The 22,826-nt window shown below is 42.5% G+C and carries 18 protein-coding genes; 14 read left to right on the top strand and 4 right to left on the bottom strand.

The window, feature by feature from the left end:
* Window positions 1-8 precede the first annotated feature (8 nt).
* Entirely contained in the window at window positions 9-1,433 is a 1,425-nt protein-coding gene (locus IGK63_RS12400; protein ID WP_016612701.1) for a 6-phospho-beta-glucosidase, read from the top strand.
* Between the two features lie 124 nt (window positions 1,434-1,557).
* Here the strand turns inward: IGK63_RS12400 and IGK63_RS12395 are convergent, their stop codons facing one another.
* Window positions 1,558-2,442 carry an AraC family transcriptional regulator gene (locus tag IGK63_RS12395; protein WP_016612700.1) on the bottom strand — a complete coding sequence of 295 codons (885 nt, stop codon included), beginning with the start codon at window positions 2,440-2,442 and terminating at the stop codon, window positions 1,558-1,560.
* A gap of 132 nt (window positions 2,443-2,574) precedes the next feature.
* On the opposite strand from IGK63_RS12395, the gene IGK63_RS12390 reads away from it, so the two are divergent.
* Together IGK63_RS12390 and rhaM are read left to right on the top strand one after the other, a co-directional pair.
* Entirely contained in the window at window positions 2,575-3,681 is a 1,107-nt protein-coding gene (locus tag IGK63_RS12390) for a glycoside hydrolase family 88/105 protein (RefSeq protein WP_010749873.1), read from the top strand.
* Window positions 3,682-3,720: 39 nt separating this feature from the next.
* The gene (gene rhaM / locus IGK63_RS12385) at window positions 3,721-4,032 is read left to right on the top strand and encodes an L-rhamnose mutarotase (protein ID WP_016612698.1); all 312 of its coding nucleotides are present in this window, start codon (window positions 3,721-3,723) and stop codon (window positions 4,030-4,032) included.
* 155 nt (window positions 4,033-4,187) lie between these two features.
* On the opposite strand, the gene IGK63_RS12380 is transcribed toward rhaM, so the two are convergent.
* From IGK63_RS12380 to IGK63_RS12370, 3 genes are read right to left on the bottom strand one after another with little or no spacing between them, the layout of a single operon-like run.
* Window positions 4,188-5,639, bottom strand: a complete 1,452-nt coding sequence (locus tag IGK63_RS12380; RefSeq protein WP_005234181.1) for a response regulator — start codon at window positions 5,637-5,639, stop codon at window positions 4,188-4,190.
* Window positions 5,636-7,405 carry a sensor histidine kinase gene (locus IGK63_RS12375; RefSeq protein WP_008380747.1) on the bottom strand — a complete coding sequence of 590 codons (1,770 nt, stop codon included), beginning with the start codon at window positions 7,403-7,405 and terminating at the stop codon, window positions 5,636-5,638. The genes IGK63_RS12380 and IGK63_RS12375 overlap by 4 nt, the downstream gene beginning before the upstream one ends.
* Window positions 7,374-8,030 (bottom strand): DUF624 domain-containing protein, encoded by a 657-nt coding sequence (locus IGK63_RS12370; RefSeq protein ID WP_010749870.1) that lies wholly within the window; start codon window positions 8,028-8,030, stop codon window positions 7,374-7,376. Before IGK63_RS12370 ends, IGK63_RS12375 begins: the two co-directional genes overlap by 32 nt.
* A 264-nt stretch (window positions 8,031-8,294) precedes the next feature.
* On the opposite strand from IGK63_RS12370, the gene IGK63_RS12365 reads away from it, so the two are divergent.
* From IGK63_RS12365 to IGK63_RS12315, 11 genes are all read left to right on the top strand, one after another.
* A complete protein-coding gene (locus IGK63_RS12365) occupies window positions 8,295-9,605 on the top strand; it encodes an ABC transporter substrate-binding protein (protein ID WP_016612696.1) in 1,311 nt (436 codons plus the stop codon).
* Between the two features lie 189 nt (window positions 9,606-9,794).
* The gene (locus tag IGK63_RS12360) at window positions 9,795-10,754 is read left to right on the top strand and encodes a carbohydrate ABC transporter permease (RefSeq protein ID WP_016608843.1); all 960 of its coding nucleotides are present in this window, start codon (window positions 9,795-9,797) and stop codon (window positions 10,752-10,754) included.
* A 3-nt stretch (window positions 10,755-10,757) separates the two neighbouring features.
* Window positions 10,758-11,591 (top strand): carbohydrate ABC transporter permease, encoded by an 834-nt coding sequence (locus tag IGK63_RS12355; protein WP_005234188.1) that lies wholly within the window; start codon window positions 10,758-10,760, stop codon window positions 11,589-11,591.
* 75 nt (window positions 11,592-11,666) lie between these two features.
* Window positions 11,667-13,280, top strand: coding sequence for a glycosyl hydrolase family 28 protein (locus IGK63_RS12350; protein WP_429972516.1), 1,614 nt, complete (start codon window positions 11,667-11,669; stop codon window positions 13,278-13,280).
* Window positions 13,281-13,704: 424 nt separating this feature from the next.
* On the top strand, window positions 13,705-14,958 hold the full coding sequence (locus IGK63_RS12345) for a glycoside hydrolase family 28 protein (protein WP_016612693.1): 1,254 nt from the start codon (window positions 13,705-13,707) through the stop codon (window positions 14,956-14,958).
* Between the two features lie 419 nt (window positions 14,959-15,377).
* A complete protein-coding gene (locus IGK63_RS12340; RefSeq protein ID WP_016612692.1) occupies window positions 15,378-16,892 on the top strand; it encodes an extracellular solute-binding protein in 1,515 nt (504 codons plus the stop codon).
* Between the two features lie 264 nt (window positions 16,893-17,156).
* Entirely contained in the window at window positions 17,157-17,825 is a 669-nt protein-coding gene (locus IGK63_RS12335) for a DUF1961 family protein (RefSeq protein WP_005234196.1), read from the top strand.
* Window positions 17,825-18,499, top strand: a complete 675-nt coding sequence (locus IGK63_RS12330) for a YesL family protein (RefSeq protein WP_005234197.1) — start codon at window positions 17,825-17,827, stop codon at window positions 18,497-18,499. Before IGK63_RS12335 ends, IGK63_RS12330 begins: the two co-directional genes overlap by 1 nt.
* Complete coding sequence (locus tag IGK63_RS12325; RefSeq protein WP_005234198.1) at window positions 18,474-20,987, top strand: hypothetical protein; 2,514 nt, start codon at window positions 18,474-18,476, stop codon at window positions 20,985-20,987. Before IGK63_RS12330 ends, IGK63_RS12325 begins: the two co-directional genes overlap by 26 nt.
* Window positions 20,972-21,919 (top strand): ABC transporter permease, encoded by a 948-nt coding sequence (locus IGK63_RS12320; RefSeq protein WP_005234199.1) that lies wholly within the window; start codon window positions 20,972-20,974, stop codon window positions 21,917-21,919. The genes IGK63_RS12325 and IGK63_RS12320 overlap by 16 nt, the downstream gene beginning before the upstream one ends.
* An 11-nt stretch (window positions 21,920-21,930) precedes the next feature.
* The gene (locus tag IGK63_RS12315) at window positions 21,931-22,809 is read left to right on the top strand and encodes a carbohydrate ABC transporter permease (protein WP_005234200.1); all 879 of its coding nucleotides are present in this window, start codon (window positions 21,931-21,933) and stop codon (window positions 22,807-22,809) included.
* Window positions 22,810-22,826: the final 17 nt, after the last annotated feature.

Here is a 22,826-nt window from a genome sequence, read left to right as displayed (position 1 = left end):
GAAATAACATGGGATTATCAGATGATTTTTTATGGGGCGGTGCAACGGCTGCCAATCAAGCAGAAGGTGGTGTATTAGCAGGAGGACGTGGCTTATCAAATGTCGACCTCTTACCAACTGGTCCTGATCGCGCAAGAGTCGCTGCTGGTGAGTTGAAGATGTTAGAATGGCAGGAAGATTCTTTTTATCCAGCCCAAACGGCCATTGATATGTACCACCATTATATGGAAGATATTACCCTTTTTGCCGAAATGGGTTTTAAAGTGTATCGGATGTCACTTTCTTGGTCAAGGATTTTTCCAAATGGCAATGACGAAGCGCCCAACGAAGAAGGACTGCTTTTTTATGAGAAAATCTTCAAAGAATTGAGAAAACATCAAATCGAGCCATTGGTCACGATTGCCCACTTCGATGTTCCGCTGCATTTGATCAAGGAATTTGGGGGCTGGAAAAATCGTCGGCTCATTGATTTCTATGTGACCTATGCGGAAACCGTCTTCCAGCGCTATCGCGGGTTGGTCAAATATTGGCTGACGATCAATGAAATCAATATTTTGCTACATCAGCCCTTTGTAGGTGGCGGGATCGTCTTTAAAGAAGGGGACAATCGTCAAGAAATCAAATACCAAGCAGCGCATCATCAGTTAGTCGCCAGTGCCTTAGCAACCAAAAAAGCTCATGAGATCGATCCGACCAATAAAGTCGGCTGTATGCTGGCTGGCGGCAGTCATTATCCTTATACTTGCCGACCTGAAGATTACCAAGAAGCAATCAATCGTGATCGCGAAGGCTATTTCTTTATCGATGTGCAAGCCCGAGGCAAATACCCCAATTATGCCTTGAAAAAATTTGAGCGAGAAGGCTTAACGATCAAAATGACACCTGAAGACGAGGCGATTTTAGCGGCTTCTCCTGTTGATTTTGTCAGTTTTTCTTATTACTGTTCGCGAACGGTCAGTGCCCATCCAGAAGACTATGCGCAAGCGACCGGGAATCTCTTTCCATCAATTAAAAATGAACATCTACCATCGACTGAGTGGGGGTGGCAGATTGATCCGTTAGGACTGAGAAATTCATTGAATCAATTGTATGATCGCTATCAAAAACCGTTGTTTATCGTAGAAAATGGGTTAGGGGCGATCGATACCCCTGATGAGAACGGGGTTGTCGCAGACGATTATCGGATCAACTATTTAAAAAAACATATTCAAGCCTTCAAAGATGCGGTGATGATCGATGGCGTGGAACTACTTGGTTATACTACTTGGGGTTGTATTGATCTTGTAGCAGCCAGCACGGGTCAAATGAGTAAACGCTACGGCTTTATCTACGTGGATCGAGACGATCAAGGCAATGGTACCTTGAAACGAACCAAGAAAAAATCCTTTGAGTGGTATAAAAAAGTGATCGCTTCAAATGGGGAAGTTTTATAATATACAAAAAGAATGACACGAGAAAATGTGTCATTCTTTTTGTATTGTGTCATGTAATTTCAGGATAGAGAAGCAGGAACTCTTTTTTTACACGAGCCAATGGTGGACGCTTTTCATCTGCTTGCTATTTTTTCCCTGCAAAATGCGTAAAACGGACAAACTGATTTTGGGCTTCTTCTTGTAAAAATTCTTTTGGTGTCAGCTGAAATTCTTGTTTAAAGCAGCGTAAAAAATGGGTATAGGAGTTGAAGCCGCAAGCTTCGAACGTGGCGGTGGCGCTTCTGGTTTTACGTAAAATTTCTTTGCTCTTTAAGAGTCGTTTCTTTACCACATAGGCATGAAAGGCGACGCCAGTTTCTTTTTTGAAGGTCCTTGAAAGCGAGTATGGGCTCATGAAAAGGGCTTTGGCGACGGTATCTAAGGAGAGATCAGCGGTCAAATGCTGATTGATATAGGTAATAGCAGCCAAAATGTCTTTATTTTTATAGAGTGAGTCGGATAAAAATAGCGGTTCTTTTTCCTGATAGGCAATCGTATTGATGGAAATCAAAAACGCAATCAAATGATTTTGATAAAGTAAGTCGGTGCCATAATTGCTATCCGTTTTTTTGCGTAAAGGACGCAATAGCTGGTCTAGTTGGTCGGCATCGATCGATAAAATACGACTGTTGATGCCGCCGTTGCTACGAAAACAGGCAGTGAGATCTGTTTGGGTAGTGGAGAGGGCAGCGAGATAACTAGGATTGATATACAGGTAGGTTCGCTCGAAAAAATCAGAAGTTTGATGAACGATTCGATGCAAGACGTTTGGAGGAATCAAGATGATCGTACCAGGTTCTAGAGGGAATTCTCCGCCATCGATAAAGAAGACCGCTGATCCTTTTAAGGTACAGTGAATCTCATAAAAACTATGGTAATGATAAAGGGTATTGTTTTCTTCTACGATGTCTTTGATATGAAAGGCCTCAAAACGATCGTTGATCATCGTATCCGCACTTTGCTTCTCCATGATTGGCTCCTTTCGTACTCGTTTGTTTTTATCATACAAGAATAGATAGTAAAGTGTCAATAACTGCTATTTTTGTGTAAATGTAAGCGTGTTACGATCAATCTATCAAAGAGAAATGAGAGGATGAACCCAATGGTGATTTTAGAACAGTTATTTGTGGAAAAACGTGTTGTAGAAGAAAAAATTGATCGCATGATCGAAAATTTAACGACGATCAAGGATGATAATGGCGAATTTCTATTAGACTTTGACGGCTTGATCGTTGATGATAAAAGCTGGGGGATTTGGAACTGGCCGCAAGGGGTGGGACTATACGGCATTTATAAAAACTACCAAATCACCAAAAATCCTAAAGCGCTCCAAGTTGTGGAAGAATGGTTTGAGCAGCGGATGTTAGAAGGCGCGCCGCCTAAAAATGTCAACACGATGGCGCCGCTTTTGGCAATGGCGTATCTTTATGAAGACACCAAAGATTCTCGTTACTTGCCTTACCTTGAACAATGGGCGGAATGGGTCATGCATGATATGCCGCGAACCGATGAAAATGGTCTGCAGCATGCGACCTATGGACCAGAAAATCGCAACCAGCTTTGGGACGATACCTTGATGATGACCGCTTTGCCTTTGGCGAAAATTGGCATGTTGCTGAATCGTCCGGCTTATATCGAAGAAGCAAAACAACAATTTATGATCCATATCAAATACTTAGTGGATAAAAAAACTGGGCTTTGGTTCCACGGCTGGACCTTTGAAGAACGCCACAATTATGCACAAGCGCTTTGGGCAAGAGGCAACTGCTGGATCACCATTGCGATTCCTGAGATCATTGAAATTCTCGACTTGCAAGAAGGAGATGCGTTACGTGGCTTCTTAATCAATACCCTCTTAGACCAACTAACTGCCTTGCAAGAAATGCAAGATGAAAGTGGCCTGTGGCACACCTTGTTAGACGATCCTAGCTCGTATGTGGAGGCTTCCGCGACGGCTGGTTTTGCCTATGGGATTTTAAAAGCCGTTCATAAGCGTTACATTGACAAAGCTTGGGAAGATGTTGCCTATAAAGCGTTAGCCGGTTTGATCGAACAAGTCGCAGAAGATGGAGAAGTCCAAAATGTTTCCATCGGTACTGGAATGGGAGAAGACTTGGCGTACTACAAAAATATCGCGATTACGGCAATGCCTTACGGGCAATCACTGACAGTTTTAGCATTTACTGAACTATTGGTTTCATTTTGTTAAGCAGAACACCTTACGTAATAAAGAGAGGAGCAGACAAAGATGATCAAAAAAGCGATTCGGATGAAGCTACATCATGGTTATGAAGCAGAATATGAAAAACGGCATCGCGAACTATGGCCAGAACTAAAAGAACAGCTCATAGCACACGGGGCGAAAAGCTACCAGATTTTTTTAGATCCAGAAAGCCTTGCGTTGTTTGGCTACCTTGAGATTGAAGATGAAACCCGCTGGCAGCAGTTAGCGGCAACCGAGATCAACCAAAAATGGTGGCAGTACATGGCAGAACTTATGGAAACAAATCCGGATGATTCGCCAGTGACACAGGAGTTAAAGGAAGTCTTTACGCTGTAAGCTAGACAAAAATGTTTATTTCTTAAAACGAACACGGTCGCATCAATTGTTTGACATCAATTACTGGTTAGTCAAAGAGGTAGTTCGCTCACGAATGTGAGCGGACTACCTCTTTTGTTGAAATAGCAACACAGTCATTTCGGATAGAAGAAACGTTAAGAGAGAAGTGCTTTTTCTTGCTGCTTCAAAAATTTCTTTGGTGTCATACCGGTAATCTTTTTAAACGTTTGAACAAAATATTCGGGGGCATTACTAAAGCCCGTCATCGCTGCCACTTCGTAGACTTTGTAGTTTTTCTTCAGCAGTTCTTGTGCTTTTTGGATGCGGTATTCGGCTAATTTTTGATTGAAGCGAATCCCGGTTTCTTTGTAATAGGTTTTTCCTAAGTATTCAGGATTTAAGTACAAAAGATGGGCGGCGATCCATTTCAATGACAATGCTTCATGGTCATAATATTCTTCGATGATCAGGTTGACTTTTTGGGACAGCTGCATGTTCTCGCTATCGTCTAAGCTGCCCCGCATCAAATCGATACAGTGAAGCAGCATAAACTGGAGTTCGTGCCAATTATTCAAGAGCATGATCTTTGGGGAATAGTCATCAAAGTAGATGTCTTTTTTGATGCGATGGTTTTCAAAAATTGCCGATAACAAATCGTTGACCTGCAGCCGCAATAGTTGGACAGGGTAAAGCTCCATGCGACAGGTAGAAAAAAAGTTTTCCGTAAGAACTTGGGCTAAAGTCAGTTCGCCTTTGTCGATCAATGCCAAAAGTTTTTCACGGTATTCCATATAGAGACTATTTTCATAGACATTTTCTTGTGAGATTTGGGCTTCTTGGATGACTTCAAAGGTATCAAAATAAAACTCCTTATCCAAGTTCCGCTTGCCTAAATGATAACTGAGTAAAAATTTTTCGGGGGTTTCGACCCAGCAATTGATGGCGATCCCTTTTCCTAGATGCGCAGCCTGTACCTTCGTTTTAAAAAAGAGATTAAAGGTATTTTCCGTACTGAAGTTCAGGATATAGCCAACTTTGTTTTGATGACCGATCACCAACTCGTGATGGTTCTCATAGCTTTCGATCCGCTTGGCGATGGCGTGATAGAATTTCGAATCAAATAAGTACATACAAAATGGAAAAACGAACGATTCAGGCAGCGGTTCTTCTCCGCAGCTATTGATGTATTGTTCAATTTGTTGTTTTAAATAGAGGGTAGATTCCATTTGACGACGTTCAGAACGTTCGATCGTCTCAGCCAACGCTTCTGAAAGCTTGCTCGGAAAAACAGGTTTTTCAAGGAAAAATTTGACCCCTAAAGCCATCGCTTCTTTGGCAAAGGAGAAGCTGCCAAAGCCTGTCAAAATAATGATTTGAATCGCAGGATTGATGGCTTTTAATTTTTTGATCAAGGCAAGTCCATTGACTTTAGGCATATTGATGTCGGTAATCACGATGTCGATGGTGTTTTGCTGACAAAATGCCAAGGCTTCTTCACTGTCTGTGTAAATTCCTTTGACCACTAATGGGAAATCAAAAGAAGCAACGAGGTTAGCCACACCATTTGCTATCAAGGGTTCATCGTCAACAACGAGGATATTTTTCATGTTTCACTCACTCCTTTTAAGGGGATCACAAAGCGCACCGTCGTCTTTTTGAAGGGAATCGAGGAGACGATGGCTAAGGACGCTTGATCACCATAATGCAGTTGCAATCGTTTTTGAATATTGGTCAATCCGATGCCGCCTTCTTTTTCAATCGAGAAGTTGGCTTTAAAACCAGGGCCATTGTCAGAGACACTGACTTGGAGAAAGGTTGCTTGTTGTTCAATCGTAAGGACGAGGCGACACGTCTCCTTCATATCATTGACGGCGTATTTAAAGACATTTTCAATCAATGGTTGAATCAGTAACTTAGGAATCTTAAAGGACAAGTCATTCACCAAAATTACTTCGATATACTCGATCCGTTTCCCGAAGCGAACGTTTTGAATATTGATATAGGCGTGCACGATATCTAATTCATCTTGTAGCGTTGTGAAGTCAGACTTGGTATCGATTTTTTTTCGAAACAAATAGGCAAGGGAGGTGACCATCTCTGAGATCTGCCACTGCTGATTTTCAATGGCGATCCAGTTGATCGAGTCTAACGTATTGTATAGAAAATGTGGATCTAATTGCGCTTGCAATCCTTTAAATTCGATTTCTTGGGACAATATACGCATTTCATAATTGTCCTTGATCAAGGCATTTAATTCATCGATCATCGTATTGTAGCTTTCATAAAGGACCATGATCTCTTCTTGACTATTTTCTGGGACAGCGAGGGTCTTTAAAGAGGCCAGTTTTTTCGTTTTCCGCAGAACGGCCATTTGCGAAGCCAAGTCAGCTAAAGGGCGGGTCAGCTGATTGCTTATTTTCCGAATCACAACAATAATCAAACATAAAAAAGGCAAACTCACAGCGATGGAAAGGCCTTGTAGTTTATAAAGATCAGCTAAGACTTGATTTTCAGGCAGTAAATAAATGAAGGTCATATTCGGCATCGTCTTCCGATCCATTGCGTAGTAGTACTGGCGATTATCAAACGTCATGGAGCCGATCGATCGCTGGAAGGTTTCCATTTTTTGCTGCAAGGTATTTTGATCCGCAGCGAGGGTTTGCTCGTCATTTGCGGTACTATAAAATTGGTTCTGATACGCCATGAAAAATTGGTTTTGTTCGGAGACAATGGGAAGACTTTCGATCTCGTTACGAAAGAAGGACGTATTCACTAGAAATATCACCGTACCAATATAGGTTAAAGAAAGATCGGCTGTTGAATAGATTTTTCGCAGGTAGACGCCTTGAGAAAGGTCTTTTGCAAAAAACCAACTCCCTTTGGCAGGCTTATCGGGCAAAGTCTCGATCATATCTTTGATGGTTTGGCCATTAAAGATATGGTCGGTCTCGGCTAGAAAGTTGATCATGTTTTCGTTCGTTGGGGTAAAGAGATAGACGTTTTGAATCGTTGATTCATTGCGTACGAGGGCGTTGATTTCTGCACTTAAGGCATTCTTTTGGTCGATCGCCTCTAAGGATTGCAAGGAATCTTGTGCCAAGATCCTTTGTAGGCCATTTTGGATCGGTGCACTATCGATAATGCGAAAAGAGAGGGTTTCGACGGCAGTTAAACGCTTGGCGATATTTGTTGAAATGATCGAGACATCTTTATACGCGGCTTCTTTCAGCTGCGCCATGTAGACTTGTCGCCAAACTAAGGTCAGGAGAACAGCCAATGAGACGATAATTGCCACCGTCGCAAAAAAGACAAAATGTAACTGTCGCTCAAAAGGCTGCTTTTTAAAGTGATTGATCAGCTTCTGGGACTTCATGGACACTGCCTCGCTTTGCTTGCAATTGTTTGGTTTTTTCAATCATCTGACCATGAAAAAATTCAGCGAAGAACAAGAAAATCACCAGTCCAAAGACGAGTAACAAAGAGGTTTTGGCAGTCAATAAGAGAAACAATAAATACCAGGTAAACAACAAGGCAAGGCCTTGCAGTGGGTAGCGAAAGACTAGAAAGATACTGACGTACAAGGTCTGTTTCCAAGCGTGTTGTTCGGCTTTGGCATAGGTCATAAAGCTGATGAATGCAGTGTAAAGGAGGAGAATCGTTAAAAGTAAATAGACAGGACGCAGCCAAGCCATTTCAGTAGGGAAAAAATGAGTAATCCGTAAGTTAAACAACAACAGGAGTACTGTACTTAATAGTCCAATGCCAAAAAGGGAAAAGGTGCGAAAGGCTTGCTTGTAGGCTTGCCAGAAGGCAACAGCTGAATAGTCATGACCAGTTTTACGAAAATCATGTAAACATTTGATCGTGACAGCGGTGGCAGGACCGAAGCCAAAAATCCCCAACCCTAAAAGGGTAAAGAAAAGCCATAAAAGGTTTAATTTAGCAAAATAAGCTGTTACCGTAAAAAGACGAAACAGTCCGGTTTGTATTTTTTTCATTGTTTCCACCTACCTTGTTTTTTGAAAAGTAAGCCTTTTCAACGCTAGTATAGCATAGTATATTGGAAAAAATAGAGCATGTCTGTTTTTTTACATTTTTCATCTGTTTTTCTATTTTTTTCTAGCTATTGCCCGTGAAGGCTTAGCCTTCAGCAAAAACGACAGTCTAGTTTTTCACATATTTGCTCTTGTTTTTTCATTTTTATTAACGAGGATTTCCATTACAATCACCTTGTAAGCGCAAACAAAAAGGAGTGTAGAAGAATGAAGAAAACTTTTTTAAAAGCAGCGAGCTTGTTGTTTCTTGGTGCGACCTTAGCAGCTTGTGGCAATAACGGCAATAGTAGCGGAAGCTCAGAAGCTGATGCAGATGGGAAAACGACGATTTCCTTTACCTGGTGGGGCTCAGAAGTCAGACACGAGAAGTATATCGAATCGATCAAAGAATTTGAGAAACAAAATCCTGACATCAAAGTTGAATATGAATATGGTTCTTGGGATGACCATTGGAAAAAACTAGCGACAAAAGCGGCTTCTGGAGAATTACCTGATGTGATCCAGATGGATGTGCAGTACATTGCGCAATATGGAACGAAAAATCAATTAGCAGATATGTCGGAATTTATCGGCAATGAGATTCAAACCGATGATATCAAAGAATCGATTTTAGCAACAGGCGAGTTAGATGGAAACGTTTTCGGCATACCAACTTCTGTCAATACTATGGCGATGCTCTACAATCCATCATTGGTAGAACAAGGGGGCACTGGGATTGACTTTAGCAATTATACCTTCGATGACCTTGTAGAAAGTACGGCAGCGATCGCTGAAGCAACCGGTGATTACGGTTGGAACGATAACAATGACAACAGTACGATTTTGCAATACTTTTTACGTACTAAAGGCGAAGATCTATACCAATACGATGCAGACGGCAAACCAGAGATCGGTTTTACCAAAGAAAACTGGGTTGAATTTATGGGGGCTATCGCAGATCTTACGGAAGCCAAAGCAATGCCAACCGCAGAAGTGACTAGCAATGCCAACAGTATGGATCAATATCCGTTTTCACAAGGAAAAGCAGCTTATATGATGACTTGGTCCAATCAATACTTGACCTATAAAGCCTCCGCCGCAGAAGATGTCGAAATCAATTTGGCTCGTCCTTTTGACTCAGAAAACGGGGCGATGGCGTATCGACCAGGGTTCTTTTATTCGATCGCGAATGCTTCTGAATCAAAAGAAGCAGCTGCGAAGTTTGTTGACTTTTTAGTGAATAGTGAAGAAGCCAATAAGATCATCGGTACTGAGCGGGGAATTCCTTCCAATGATGCCATCAAAGAATTGCTTTATGCCGACATGACACCAGAAGAACAAGAGTCCTCTGATTTCTTAGATGATATTGCAGACATCGTCGGTGATCCATCCCCAATCCCACCAATTGGGTTTGCTGAAATCAACACGTACTTTAAAGAGCTGTACGCAGAGATCACTTATGGCACGATGACACCAGAAGAAACTTATGATGCCTTTACGCAACGCTGCGAAGAAATTTTTGCAGAAAACTATCAATAAGCATAGATGCGGCGCCTTTACTGACTTTTTCAGTAAAGGCGTTTTTTTAGGAGAAGCACTGGAGGAAAAAAATATAGGTCCTCTAGTTTTTCACATTTCTGTGCTTTTTTTTCTATTCATTCTTAAGAAGCACTTCGTTAAAATCAACTTGTAAGCGTAATCAACTATAGGAGGTAGGAAGTGAAAATTATGGAACTACAATCAAAATCACCCACGGCAAAAGAGCCTGGGAAACTCAAAAGCTGGTTTAATCGATTACCAGAATCAAAACAGAATATGGTTACAGGCTACTTATTTATCTCACCCTTCATCATTGGCTTTTTTGCTTTTATTATCGTCCCGATGGGGATTTCTCTTTTTATGTCTTTTCATGACTATGATTTATTGACAGAGGCGCAATTTGTTGGCTGGAATAACTTTAAGACGATTTTTACGAATGATCCCAAGTTTGTTCAGTCACTGACTGTTACGCTGAAATATGTTGTGTTGGCAGTCCCTTTACGGCTGATCGTCGCATTAGCAGTGGCGATGCTGATCAACCGCCCATCGAAATTAAGCGGCGCTTATCGGGTATTATTTTATATCCCTTCGATTTTAGGTGGGAGCGTGGCGGTCTCGATCATGTGGCGGAATCTTTTTGGCGATTCAGGGTTGATCAATGGCGTGCTAGCGGCGATCGGCTTAGACCCGATCTACTTCTTTAAAAGTCCTGGCTTAGCGTTGATGACCTTGATTTTATTAGCAGCGTGGCAATTTGGCTCGTCGATGTTGATTTTCTTATCCGGTTTGAAAAATATTCCGAAAGATTATTACGAAGCGGCAGAAATTGATGGGGCAGGAAAAATCAGACAGTTTTTCAATATCACGGTTCCAGTCCTGACGCCAATCATCTTTTTCAATCTGATCTATCAAACGATCATGGCCTTTTTGACCTTTACACCTGCGTTTATCATTTCGAATGGGACGGGTTCACCCCGTAACGGCACGTTAGTCTATTCCTTGTACATGTATCAACGAGCCTTTACCGATTTCAAAATGGGCTATGCTTCAGCCTTAGCGTGGATTTTACTGGTCATCGTTGGGTTGATTACGATTCTGTTGTTCGCAACATCGAAATTTTGGGTGTTTAAAGAAAACGAGGAGGTTTGATTGATGCGTGAACAAAAACAAAATTATTTCTTTGATGCCGTGATCTTAGTTGCTGCATTACTGATGCTTTATCCGATTTTCTGGCTGCTGTTTAGTGCCTTTAAACCTAGTAGTGACATTTTTCGAACGGCAACGGAGTTGATCCCCCGAAGCTGGACGTTAGAAAATTTTACCAAGGGGTTTGAAGGGATCGCAGGGATTCCCTTCATTCGCTATATTTTCAACTCGTTGCAAATCGCGTTGATTTCAATGGTAGGGGCGGTCTGTTCTTCGGCTGTCATTTCTTATGGATTTGGTCGAATTCCTTTCAAAGGAAAAGGCTTTTGGTTTGCTTGTATCTTGGTCACGATGATGCTGCCGCAAGAGATCATCATGGTGCCTCAGTATCTTTGGTTCAATCAATTAGGCTGGCTTAACTCGATTCGTCCGGTAACCGTTCCTTCATACTTCGGACAAGCTTTCTTTATTTTCATGATGGTTCAATTTGTCTCTGCGATCCCGACAGATTTAGATGAAGCAGCAAAAATGGACGGCTGTGGACGGGTCGGTATTTTCTTCCGTGTGATTCTACCGTTGATGAAGCCTTCCTTGGCAAACGCTGCGATCTTCTCTTTCTATTGGAAATGGGAAGAACTGATCGGACCGATGCTGTACCTTACACGTCCGCAAAACTACACGGTATCGATTGCCTTAAAGCAGTTCCTAGATGCTAGCAGCACCTCCAATTGGGGAGCGATGTTCGCGATGTCTGTCGTCTCCTTGCTGCCTGTGTTGATCATCTTCTTTATTTTCCAAAAATACATTGTTGAAGGCATCAGCACGACTGGTCTTAAATAAGTGTGGAAAAAGATATTCGCTGTTTTGGAATATCTTTTTTCTATTGAATGAATTCGTTGAAGAAAGGACAAACCGATGCAACCATTTCAAGTAATTGATTTTCATGTGGTACCAAGCACGATCGGCGCTCATCAAGCGACCCTTATTTGGGAGAAGCCGCTGCACGCTCAAGCTATTTTTGGTTATCAATTGTTTTTAGACAACGATTTGATCCAAACCAGACCAACAAACAAGACGCATTGGACGTTGACAAACTTATCTGCCGATCAAACGTATCAAGTAACGATCATCTGCCTCGATCTTCAGGGATGTCTGCTTACAAATACCGCAGTCACGACGACCTTTCGTACAAAGAAAAAAAGTGTTGTGTTAGATGTTACGCAAGCACCATACCATGCTGATAGCGAAGGCAAAGAAGATAGTACCGCCTTTCTCCAGCAAGCGATCAACGATTGTCCTAGCAACGGCACAGTCTGGATCCCAACAGGGGCGGTGATCCTTTCCGGTGCGTTGGAGCTAAAAAGCAATATGATTTTTCAGGTAGATGGCACATTGCAAGCAAGCCTCGACATAGAAACGTATCGGGTTGCCCCTCACGATTATTTAGGGAGCGTGAATCAAGAGGGGTTGCCATTAAGCCGTTATGAAGGCTGGGAATTGTTTTGTTTTCGTTCATTGATCAACATTGGGTATATCGATCGGGGCGATCGAGGGCGTATCGTTTGTGAAAATGTCCGTCTTTGTGGCAAAGGAACGATCATTGGTGGCGGGAATCCATTAGGACTAGCGATGCGAAACCCTTATGCAGACCGTGAACAGTATCCAGAATATGTTTCTGATGGAAAACCTGGAAGACGAGTAAGGGGACGTTTGATCTGTATGATGCAGGCCAAAAACATCCATTTGACAGAGCTGACGTTGATTGATCCACCATGCTGGACTGTTCATATGATTTACTGTGACACCGTTGTGACCCATGGGGTGACTATTCAGTCCAAAGGCATCGACAATGGCGATGGTTGGGACCCAGATTCTTCGCAAAATTTGCTGATTTTTGACACCGTTTTTGATACGGGCGATGATTGTATCGCAATCAAATCTGGCAAAAATCCAGAAGGAAATCAGATCAATAGACCAGCGAAAAATATTCGGCTGTTTGATTTGGCTATTCGAGGGGGACATGGCATCGCGATTGGTAGTGAGCAATCTGGTGGTGTTGAAAATATCGCTTTTCGAGATTGTCAACTGACCAATACGCTTTATGGACTAGAATTGAAAGCGCAGAATGATCGTGGTGGCTATATTCGTCAAGTGACGATCACCGATTGCCTGTTGGATCGTTTCATGGCTCATCCTGTTGCTTACAATGCCGATGGTCAGGCAGCACAACAGTTACCGATCATTTCGGATATTTTGGTCAAGAATACCCGTATCGTAGGGCAGAACCCTTTGGTCGAGCTAAAAGGGTTTGTCGATGAACAAACACAGCAGGTTTCACCGATCCAACGCGTTACTTTTGAGTCAGTTGCCTTTGAATCAGCTAAAGGGCAAAAGAAAATGATTTTTGAACAGTGTCAGGAGGTCAGCTTTAAAGAGGCAGCGATCATTGATCGAGCGGCCATAAGTGACGCAATAAGTTGCCAAGAAACAGTCGAACTATCCATGGTGGGGCAAAAGAAACGCACGTAGAACAAGCTTTTGGAAATGATCTGCGTTGGTTTTCCCAATGAGAAACAGTTAGGTAAGCACCTTATTTCCTTCCTTGACAGGTTGCGCCTTTTTGCTTTTGTAGACAAAAAGGCGCATTTTTCTAACAAGAAAGGACGTTACAAAAAAAGACGATCCTCAGAAATCAAAAAGGACTTTCTTTTGCCGCTAAGGGGACTATAGTAAAGAATGTAGGAAAAAAGGACGCCAGAAAGCACATGGGAAAAGACAACGAGATGTGCCAAGAGGAACGCTTTACTTGATGGACAGCGCCAGTAAGAAGCACTTAGTTCTATCCAAATAAATGATAGATGAAAAAAGGTTGGCGATGCGCAAATTTTTAAAAGTCATGGATATCGATAAACCTATTTGTAGCGTAAAACAAAAGCGTAGGAGGTAAGCAAGAATGGAAGACATCACGCAATTATTGCAACGAGAAATTGACCAAGCATCAACTGTGCAGGGAACAGTGATTACACCACCCGGCGCCTATCAAATCGGCGCGTTGTTTTTAAAAAGCAATGTGCACTTGATTGTCTCAGAGGATACGATTCTGTATGGTAGTCAAGAACTGGCCGATTATCCCGAAGTAGATAATCGGGTCGCAGGGATCAATATGAAGTGGCCTGCAGCGATGATCAATGTTTTTCACGCAGAAAATGTCATGATCTCGGGAAAAGGGAAACTTGATGGTCGTGGAGAAACATGGTGGCAAACGTTTTGGGGAACAGATGAAGCCAGCGGGATGATGGCGGATTATGCAAAGAAAGGCTTACGCTGGGCAGCAGATTATGATTGCAAGCGTCCACGAAATATCCTTGTTTATGAAAGTCAGCAAGTAACCATCAAAGATATTTCGTCGGTACAGTCGGGTTTTTGGAATACACAAATCACGTATTCTCACCACATATTGATCGACGGCATCACGATAGACAATGGAAAAGGGCCTAGTACTGATGGCATCGATATTGATTCCTGTGAAGAAGTCACCATTCAAAATGCCTACATTTCCTGCAACGATGACAATATCTCGATCAAGGCGGGACGTGGGGCAGAAGCCTTAGCCCAGCAAAGAAGCTGTCGGAAAATCACGATCAAAGACTGTCAGTTAGGGTACGGTTCAGGAATTGCCATTGGCAGTGAAACTTCAGGTGGGATCGAAGAGATCAAAATCCAAAAAGTCGTCTTTGAGCAAACTGGCGCAGGGTTTCGGATCAAATCCGCTAACAATCGAGGTGGATTTATACGCAAGGTCACTGCTTCGGATTTAACGATGAAGGATGTTGGCTTTCCTTTTCTCTTACAAACAAATTGGTACCCAGATTATAGTTATCCAGAACTGCCAGCTGATTATGCGGAAGAGATTCCCGACTATTGGCACAAATTGATGGCACAGCCTGCTATTCCAGTAGGTCCAGCAAAGGTCTGCGACATTAATATTGAAAACGTGCAAGCTACCAAAATAGGACAACAAAGCGTGCGTGCTTTCTTCATCGAGGCCAGCCCAGCAGAACCGATCCGCAATCTAACAATGAAAAATCTTTCCATCCATGCCGACGAGTTCGGCAAGATTGCAGGGGTCGAAAACTTAAAGATGGTGGAAACGATCGTCACTGCGTTAGCGCCAACCTTGGATCAAAATGATGTGTATGAGCGGTAGTACTCTTTCTGTCGGATATGAATGAGTGGTGATCCGCTTAGTACTACAAAACTGATGAATTATCAAAAAAGACCAATGAGTTGGTCTTTTTTTCATGATAAGATGTTTCCAAATCTCTCACGAATAAGAACATCAGTACTTAGGCTACTTTTTCTACAACGAGAATTTAAGAATGATAGGAATCAGAAAAACTGCGATAATTAAATTGATTGAGCGAACTAAGAACACGAAGAACTATTTATTCTTTTTTCCTATAATTTACGATACCTGCAAATGTAGAGCAAAACTCCCTACCCAGCCATATATCAACGATTAACAAAAAATGTCAATTGCTGGAAATCCTGCTTTTCGTTATGCTTTTGGTATTGAAAGCGGTTTATTTAATCGAGCTCAACAACAAAATCTAAGGAGGAAAAGTAGTGAAAAAATTAAGTACGATTCTTGGTTTGGGGTTACTATCAGTCGCCTTTTTGTCGGCATGTGGGAAGGAGGAAGCAGGTTCCACAACAGATTATGATACGATTTCGATTTTATCGCCGTACATTGAAACTGAACCACCTGCAAGTGACAACGAGATTTTGAAACAATTAGAAGCTTACACTGGCAAAAACATTGATATTACCTGGGCACCCAATACATCCTATGAGGATAAAATGAATATTACGTTAGCTTCAGATGATATTCCAGAAGTGATGGTCATTCAAGGAAAATCAGGAGGATTTATCAAGTCAGCAGAAAATGGGGCTTTTTGGGATTTGACCGACTATTTAGCTGATTATCCTAATCTCTCTCAGTCTAACGAGGATGTTTTGCGTAATTCTTCTGTGAATGGCAAAGTGTACGGAATTTATCGGAAACGTGATGCGATGCGGACGGCGGTGATCATCCGAAAAGATTGGTTAGAAAACTTAAACTTAGAGGTACCAGAAACGATCGATGATCTTTATGAGATTGCCAAAGCATTTACTGAGAACGATCCCGATGGGAATGGTGAAAATGATACGTTTGGTTTGCTTATTCCCCAATGGCCTGGCTCGATCAATTCAAATAGTCCTTACGATGTGTTAGCTACTTGGTTTGGGGCAGGAAATGCTTGGAAAGAAATAGACGGCACTTTAGAGCCATCCTTTATGCAACCAGAATACCTAGAATCAATGCAATTTGTTAAAGATATGGTGGAACAAGGCTATGTCAATCGTGATTTTGCAACCATGGCAGCAGATAAATGGGATGAGCCGTTTATCAATGGACGTGGTGGGATCATTATTGATACGTATTCACGAGCAGCACAAATCAGTAATAAATTATTGCAAGCTGGAGAAGAAGACCTCGTCGTCTTTACAGGGAATTTAAAAGATAATAGCGGTACGATGAATGCGTTACCGACAGATGGCTATTCTGGTTTCTTGGCGATTCCTAAGTCGAGTGTCCAGACAGAGGAACATCTAAAAGAGGTGTTGACGTTCCTTGATAAATTAAATGATAAAGAAGCACAGGTATTGCTGAACAACGGAATCGAAGGAATCAATTTTGAAGTAGTGGATGGAATGTCCGTCGCACTAGAAGGATCAGAAGCTGAAGCGTTAGCCAATGCGGTCAAAGGGTACTCACAAATTGGGATGAATGTAACGGAAGATACCCTGTACTACATTGCTAAGCCTGATACAGAAGCGGCTACTGAAAGCTATGAAAAACGATTGTCATTGATGGAAGCTGATTTAGAGCACGCTGTCTTTAACCCAGCAGCCTCCTATAATACAGATACGTATGTAACAAAAGGGGCACAGCTTGATCAGATCATTAGTGATGCGCGGGTTCAATTTATCGCAGGACAAATCGATGAAGCGGGTTGGGAAGCTGCGATCGAACTTTGGAAGAATCAAGGAGGCACGCAGCTGATGGAAGAAACGAATGCCCTTCATCAAGCACAATAACGACAGTCGAAGAAGGTTGAGTGGATCTTGCTCTCAACCTTTTTCTTTTTCAATAATTTTTTTCAGCTAATAAAATGGAGTAATAGTCAAGTGAGACGAGACAGGTAGTGAGAAATCAGAAAAGAAAAAATGGAAACAAGCAAATGAAAACCCTAATCTAACGCTTGATATCAAAGAATTCAAAAAAAGTCAATTGTTAGAAATGTAGGTCAAGTTTACTATGAAAAGAGAAAAGCAGCTCATATACGCATAAAAGGAGAAGAAATGTTAGCGAAATTGATCTATGAAAATCCGCTGAATCAAGCAGCAGATATTCAACACTTTATTGCTGAAGGAGAGCCCAAAATTACTTTCCAAGACGGGATGATTCTGGCAAATACGTATTCTGAAGAATCAAACAAACAACCACATTTTGTTTTATGGCTGCCTCAACAATTTCCAGCGGACCTACGAATCACCTGGCAGTTTCAACCACTGGCTGAACCAGGCTTATGTATGCTCTTTTTTGCAGCAGCCAATCGCAAGGGTGGCTCGATCTTCGATTCTGGAGTACCCAAACGAACCGGGGCATATCCCGAGTATCATTCTGGAGGGATCAATGCTTACCACCTTTCTTATTTTCGAAGAAAGTATGAGGAGGAACGGGCGTTTGAAACGTGTAATTTGCGCAAAAGCCATGGGTTTCATCTGGTCGCCCAAGGCGCAGATCCACTTCCGAGTGTAGCAGATGCCCGAGGGTTTTATCACCTAAGAATCGATAAGGTAGGTGCAACGATTACCTTTTGGATCAACGACTTATTGGTGTTAAGGTACCTTAATGAGGAACATTTTGGTCCCGTATTAACCAAAGGAGCGATCGGATTTCGGCAAATGGCGCCAATGAAGGCCTGCTATAAAGACTTGAAGGTATATTCCTTAGAGGAGGAACAGTGATGAAATGGCAGAAAGCATATCAAGCAGCAGATTTTGTCTTTTATTGTTTGCTGATAAATGTAACCGTTATTATAGGTGCGCTAGTAGGTGGGATCATCTTTGGACTGGCGCCTAGCGTACAAGCAGGATTCCACGTAGCAAAGAAAACCCTTAAACAGGAATCGCCGCCTTTTTTTCAAACGTTCTTTCGGTATTACCGCAGGAACTTTTGGCGATCGAATCGCTTGGGCTTACCGATCATTCTCTTTTATTTGTGCCCCATGGTAGTGATCCAGCAAGGATTTTTAGCGGCATTGACTCAAACAGGCTTGATCCTATTGATCGTTAGCCAATGCGTCGCGATCGCTGTGATTAATACATTGCTTAGCATGTACGAATATTATGTGCTCCCAACGAAGAAGTACCTAGGCGCTTCACTACGCTTTCTTTTCTTTCAACCTATTGGCACCTTTTTAGGCGTCCTTTGGTTTGGGATTTGTAGTACGATCAGCTTTTTTCTCCCCGGTCTCCTGCCATTTTTAAGTATTGGGATGTGGATCATTGGCACAATGGGGATTTACTTGAAATTATTTGATGAAAATGAACAAAAGCTAAAGCAACAAAACGATGCAGGTCAACCTGCAGAGAGGGAAGAGGAGGAAATCGAGCATGGCATTGAAATGGCTCAAAAATAAACCTAAGGGAAAACGTGGGCTGAGTTTTGGGTATCCATGGGAAAAAGGAGCTTTACAACCTGAGGTTCTAAGTGAGGAACTGTTTTTGCTGGGGGAGGAGCCGCTGCAAACGAAAGTACTGGCTTACTGGCCAGATGGCAGTGTGAAATGGACAGGACACAGTGGTCTGGTGGCAGAAACGACGCAGTTACTTTTTCAAAGAAAACAGCGTGTCCAGAAGAAACAGGCGATTGCTAGGGAAGCATACAACGGTATTTATTTTGACAACGGTACGATCAAAGGCTTCTTCCCGAAACATGGGGAAGGGAAAAATGTATTGGACTGGGTAGCGGTCAATGGGCAGAAAAAATTGCAAGATCTTCACGCAATCCTGCAATACCAAAACAAAAAGGTGCAGTCCAAAGTAACGGACTTGATGTTGGAAGAAAATGGTTCAGAAAAAGCCGTTATCAAAGTATCGGGCGTCATTGAGATCAATCAAGAAGTGGTGCAAGAGTTTATTTTACGGTTCCGTATCTTTCGCGAAATCAGCAAATTGGAAATCATTCATACGGTCATTATCATCAAACCACTTGCTTATGAAGGCATGGGGGTAGCATTTGATTATGCGTTGACAGGTGAAAATTGGAATCGACAAGTCAAATTTATTGCAGATGCTGTGTATCATGAAGCGGCGCAATTGTTACTTTCACGGCGACACTATCAACAAAACATTCCCTATCAAGAACAAGCCAGTGGACAGCTCGTTTCATTGACCCCAGCGGACGAGCCGATGCTGTCTCATGCGGTGGAAAATGCTATTTGGGACAATTTTCGGGTCAATCAAATCAATCATCGGTCATTTGAATTAGAAAAACAGACAGAACCTGGGTACTGTTGGTTGCCCATTGGGGATGGTGAGCGTTATTCAGGTACCTTTTACGCTGGGGGAGAAACCGGCGGCGTTGCTTGCAGTATGGAGAAATTTTGGGAAAAAGCACCATCTGCGATCGAGGTGGCAGGCATCACCCAAAAAGCAACCCGAATCACGATGTGGCAGTGGTCACCGAATGCCAAGCCAATGGATTTTCAGCACTATTCCAAACGGGATCATGTGCTTAGCGGATACGAAGGAATGGAAGAGATTCGTTCGACGGCAGTTGGCGTAGCAAATACGACGCGTTGTTGGTTGGATCTTTATGAGGAAGCCCCGTCAGAAGAAGTGTTGCTGGACTTAGCTCAAGAAAACCAAGAACCTGCCCAGATCGTTTCATTGCCAGAGCGTTATCAAGAGACGAGGGTTTTTGGCAAGATCAGTTTACCAGACGAATCAACGAAAACGAAACAGTTGCTGGAGCAACAATTGGCTGAGATGCGTCAATTCTATTTAGCAGAAGTCCAACAAAGAAGTTGGTATGGCTATTGGAACTATGGTGATGTCATGCATACCTATGATCAGTTTCGACACCAGTGGCGCTACGATCTTGGTGGGTACGCTTGGCAAAACACTGAATTGGTCCCTAACATGTGGCTTTGGCTAGATTTCTTACGGACTGGTGATCCAAGCGTCTACTATCTGGCTGAAAGCATGACGAGACATACTTCAGAAGTCGATCAGTATCATGCTGGGGAATACAAAGGATTAGGGTCACGGCATAATGTCGTTCATTGGGGTTGCCAAGCCAAAGAAGTTCGAATTTCAATGGCGGGTCTCCATCGCTACTACTACTATTTGACAGCGGATGAACGCATTGGAGAGATTATGGAACAAGTCAAAGACAATGAAACCTATGCTTTTGATGCGTTACCACCGATGCGCGAGTTTTATGAACGAGAAACGAAGCGGATACCGATTCGCATCGGACCAGATTGGGCTGCGCTAGTCTCGAACTGGTTTACCCAGTGGGAACGGACGAATGATCCTGTGTACCTTGAAAGAATTCGCACCGGCATCACCTGCATCAAAGCCATGCCCCAGCGCCTATTGTCTGGTCCCACAGTGTTATTTGATCCACAAGACAAAACCTTATCTTATATGGGAACAGGGAATTTTGGCGGCTATCACATGGTCATCTCCTTTGGGGCGCCGCAAGTTTGGTTAGAACTTGCTCAAGTGCTGGAAGACCCAGAGTGGACAGAGATGTTAGGGGAGTTTGGCTGGTTTTATAGCTTGAGTCCTGAAATAAAAGCAGAAGAGTCAAACGAGGTACTGACGGAACCTCATTTTGCCTGGCCAATGTTTGCGTCGACGATGATGGCCTTTGCTGGGCGAGTGCGTAACGATCGAGCAATCAGTCAAAGGGCTTGGCAGTTATTGCTTGATAATGACAAATCGGGTGTTCCATTGCCGATCGAAGCGACCATTGAAGCAGCGACAACGTGGAAAAAAATAAAAGAAATGCCGTGGGTATCGACCAATGTGTTGTCACAGTGGGGGCTAAATACGATTTGTTGTTTAGCACTGATTGGAGCGGAATTAGAGGAGGAGAATGAATGGAAACAACAATAAAAAAAGTGCCGAAAACGAAAGAGCAATGGGGGAGTTTTCTCAACCATTTTAAACAAAATAAATGGCTCTATATTTTGACGATTCCCGGGATCATCTATTTTGCAGTATTTCGTTATGCGCCGATGTATGGGTTGATCATTGCTTTCAAAGATTATGTGCCCTTTTTAGGAATCGCAGATAGCCCATGGGTAGGAACACAAAATTTTATGGATTTCTTCAATAATCCTGATTTCTTTCGAATCTTGTGGAACACGTTGATGATTGCCTTTTTAAACATTTTCTTTTCGTTTCCAGCACCAATCTTTTTGGCACTGTTACTGAATGAATTACGCAACAAGCTGTTTCAGCGGACCATTCAAACCTTCGTCTATGTACCGCATTTTCTTTCATGGACGATCGTCGTTAGTCTTTGGCATATTTTATTCAACATCGATCATGGAGCGATCACTCAATTTATCGCTTCGTTGACAGGCGTGGAAATCGATTTTCTCTCAGACCCGCAATGGTTCCGCCCCATGATCGTGATGCAATCGATTTGGAAAGAGATCGGTTGGGGGACCATTATTTATTTAGCTGCCTTATCAGGTGTGGATCAGGAACAATACGAAGCCGCGATCATGGATGGTGCAGGACGTTTTCGTCGTGTGTGGCATATCACTTTGCCTGCGATTCGTTCGACGATCATCATTATGCTGATCATGCGGATCGGGTCGATTTTGTCTACTGGGTTTGATCAGATTTTCTTGATGACCAATCAGTTGAACCGAACAGTAGCAGATGTTTTTGATACGTATGTGTATATGATGGGGATCACCAATGGCGCTTACAGTTACTCAACAGCCGTCGGATTATTTAAATCGATCGTTGGGATCATCCTCGTACTTTGTACCAATAAATTAGCGAAACGCTTTGGCGAAAGCGGCTTATACTAAGGAGGAAAAAGATGGATACTTTACACAATACGAAGGCAGGGAAAATATTTGACATTTTTAATGCGCTATTTTTGGCATTGATTGGGTTATTCATGGTGATTCCTTTTATTTATGTGATCGCCGGTTCATTTGCTACGGAGTTAGAATTGACCACACGTTCGTTTTTCTTATGGCCAAATGAGATCAGTCTCGACTCCTATCGCTTTATTTTTTCAACCAACACCTTTATCCGTAGTTTGCTTGTAACGGTCGGCGTTACCATCGTTGGCACGCTGGTGCAGCTTTTCTGTACCTTCACCTTTGCCTATCCTTTATCACGCAAGCACCTAAAAGGACGGAACACCTTGTTGAATCTCGTGATTTTTGCAATGCTCTTTTCAGGTGGGATGATCCCAACGTTTATCGTGGTGAAAAATTTAGGACTGATCAATTCTTATTGGGCATTGATTTTGCCAATCGCGATCAATCCGTTCAACTTAATGATCATCAAAAACTTTTTCCAAGAAATGCCGATCGAGTTGGAAGAATCCGCCAAGATGGACGGCTGTACGGAACTAGGGATCTTATGGAAAATCATTTTGCCTTTATCAAAACCAGTGATCGCGACCTTCACCCTTTTTTACGCCGTTGGTATCTGGAACGACTTCATGAGTGGATTGCTCTATATCAACGATTCAGCAAAATGGCCGATTCAGTTATTGTTAAGACAGATCACGATGGCCTCCAGTGGTGCCAATGCGTTAGCAAGTATGGACCCAAACTATGTGCCGCCTGAACAAGGAATCAAATTTGCAGTCATCATTGTGGCGACTTTACCAATTTTGATCTTCTATCCGTTTTTGCAAAAACATTTTGCCAAAGGAATGCTGATTGGATCCGTCAAAGGATGATACACTTCAATAGTTGT

Origin of the sequence: Enterococcus sp. AZ040, assembly GCF_050499185.1 — a bacterium.
GTDB lineage: Bacteria > Bacillota > Bacilli > Lactobacillales > Enterococcaceae > Enterococcus_D > Enterococcus_D entomosocium.
Note: the sequence above shows the minus strand (reverse complement) of the source record. Positions and strands in the feature narration are given on the sequence as shown.

Coding starts and splice junctions, on each gene's coding strand:
- IGK63_RS12400 (WP_016612701.1), top strand. CDS start 9: ATGGGATTATCAGATGATTTTTTATGGGGCGGTGCAACGGCTGCCAAT.
- IGK63_RS12395 (WP_016612700.1), bottom strand. CDS start 2,442: ATGGAGAAGCAAAGTGCGGATACGATGATCAACGATCGTTTTGAGGCC.
- IGK63_RS12390 (WP_010749873.1), top strand. CDS start 2,575: ATGGTGATTTTAGAACAGTTATTTGTGGAAAAACGTGTTGTAGAAGAA.
- rhaM (WP_016612698.1), top strand. CDS start 3,721: ATGATCAAAAAAGCGATTCGGATGAAGCTACATCATGGTTATGAAGCA.
- IGK63_RS12380 (WP_005234181.1), bottom strand. CDS start 5,639: ATGAAAAATATCCTCGTTGTTGACGATGAACCCTTGATAGCAAATGGT.
- IGK63_RS12375 (WP_008380747.1), bottom strand. CDS start 7,405: ATGAAGTCCCAGAAGCTGATCAATCACTTTAAAAAGCAGCCTTTTGAG.
- IGK63_RS12370 (WP_010749870.1), bottom strand. CDS start 8,030: ATGAAAAAAATACAAACCGGACTGTTTCGTCTTTTTACGGTAACAGCT.
- IGK63_RS12365 (WP_016612696.1), top strand. CDS start 8,295: ATGAAGAAAACTTTTTTAAAAGCAGCGAGCTTGTTGTTTCTTGGTGCG.
- IGK63_RS12360 (WP_016608843.1), top strand. CDS start 9,795: ATGGAACTACAATCAAAATCACCCACGGCAAAAGAGCCTGGGAAACTC.
- IGK63_RS12355 (WP_005234188.1), top strand. CDS start 10,758: ATGCGTGAACAAAAACAAAATTATTTCTTTGATGCCGTGATCTTAGTT.
- IGK63_RS12350 (WP_429972516.1), top strand. CDS start 11,667: ATGCAACCATTTCAAGTAATTGATTTTCATGTGGTACCAAGCACGATC.
- IGK63_RS12345 (WP_016612693.1), top strand. CDS start 13,705: ATGGAAGACATCACGCAATTATTGCAACGAGAAATTGACCAAGCATCA.
- IGK63_RS12335 (WP_005234196.1), top strand. CDS start 17,157: ATGTTAGCGAAATTGATCTATGAAAATCCGCTGAATCAAGCAGCAGAT.
- IGK63_RS12330 (WP_005234197.1), top strand. CDS start 17,825: ATGAAATGGCAGAAAGCATATCAAGCAGCAGATTTTGTCTTTTATTGT.
- IGK63_RS12325 (WP_005234198.1), top strand. CDS start 18,474: ATGGCATTGAAATGGCTCAAAAATAAACCTAAGGGAAAACGTGGGCTG.
- IGK63_RS12320 (WP_005234199.1), top strand. CDS start 20,972: ATGGAAACAACAATAAAAAAAGTGCCGAAAACGAAAGAGCAATGGGGG.
- IGK63_RS12315 (WP_005234200.1), top strand. CDS start 21,931: ATGGATACTTTACACAATACGAAGGCAGGGAAAATATTTGACATTTTT.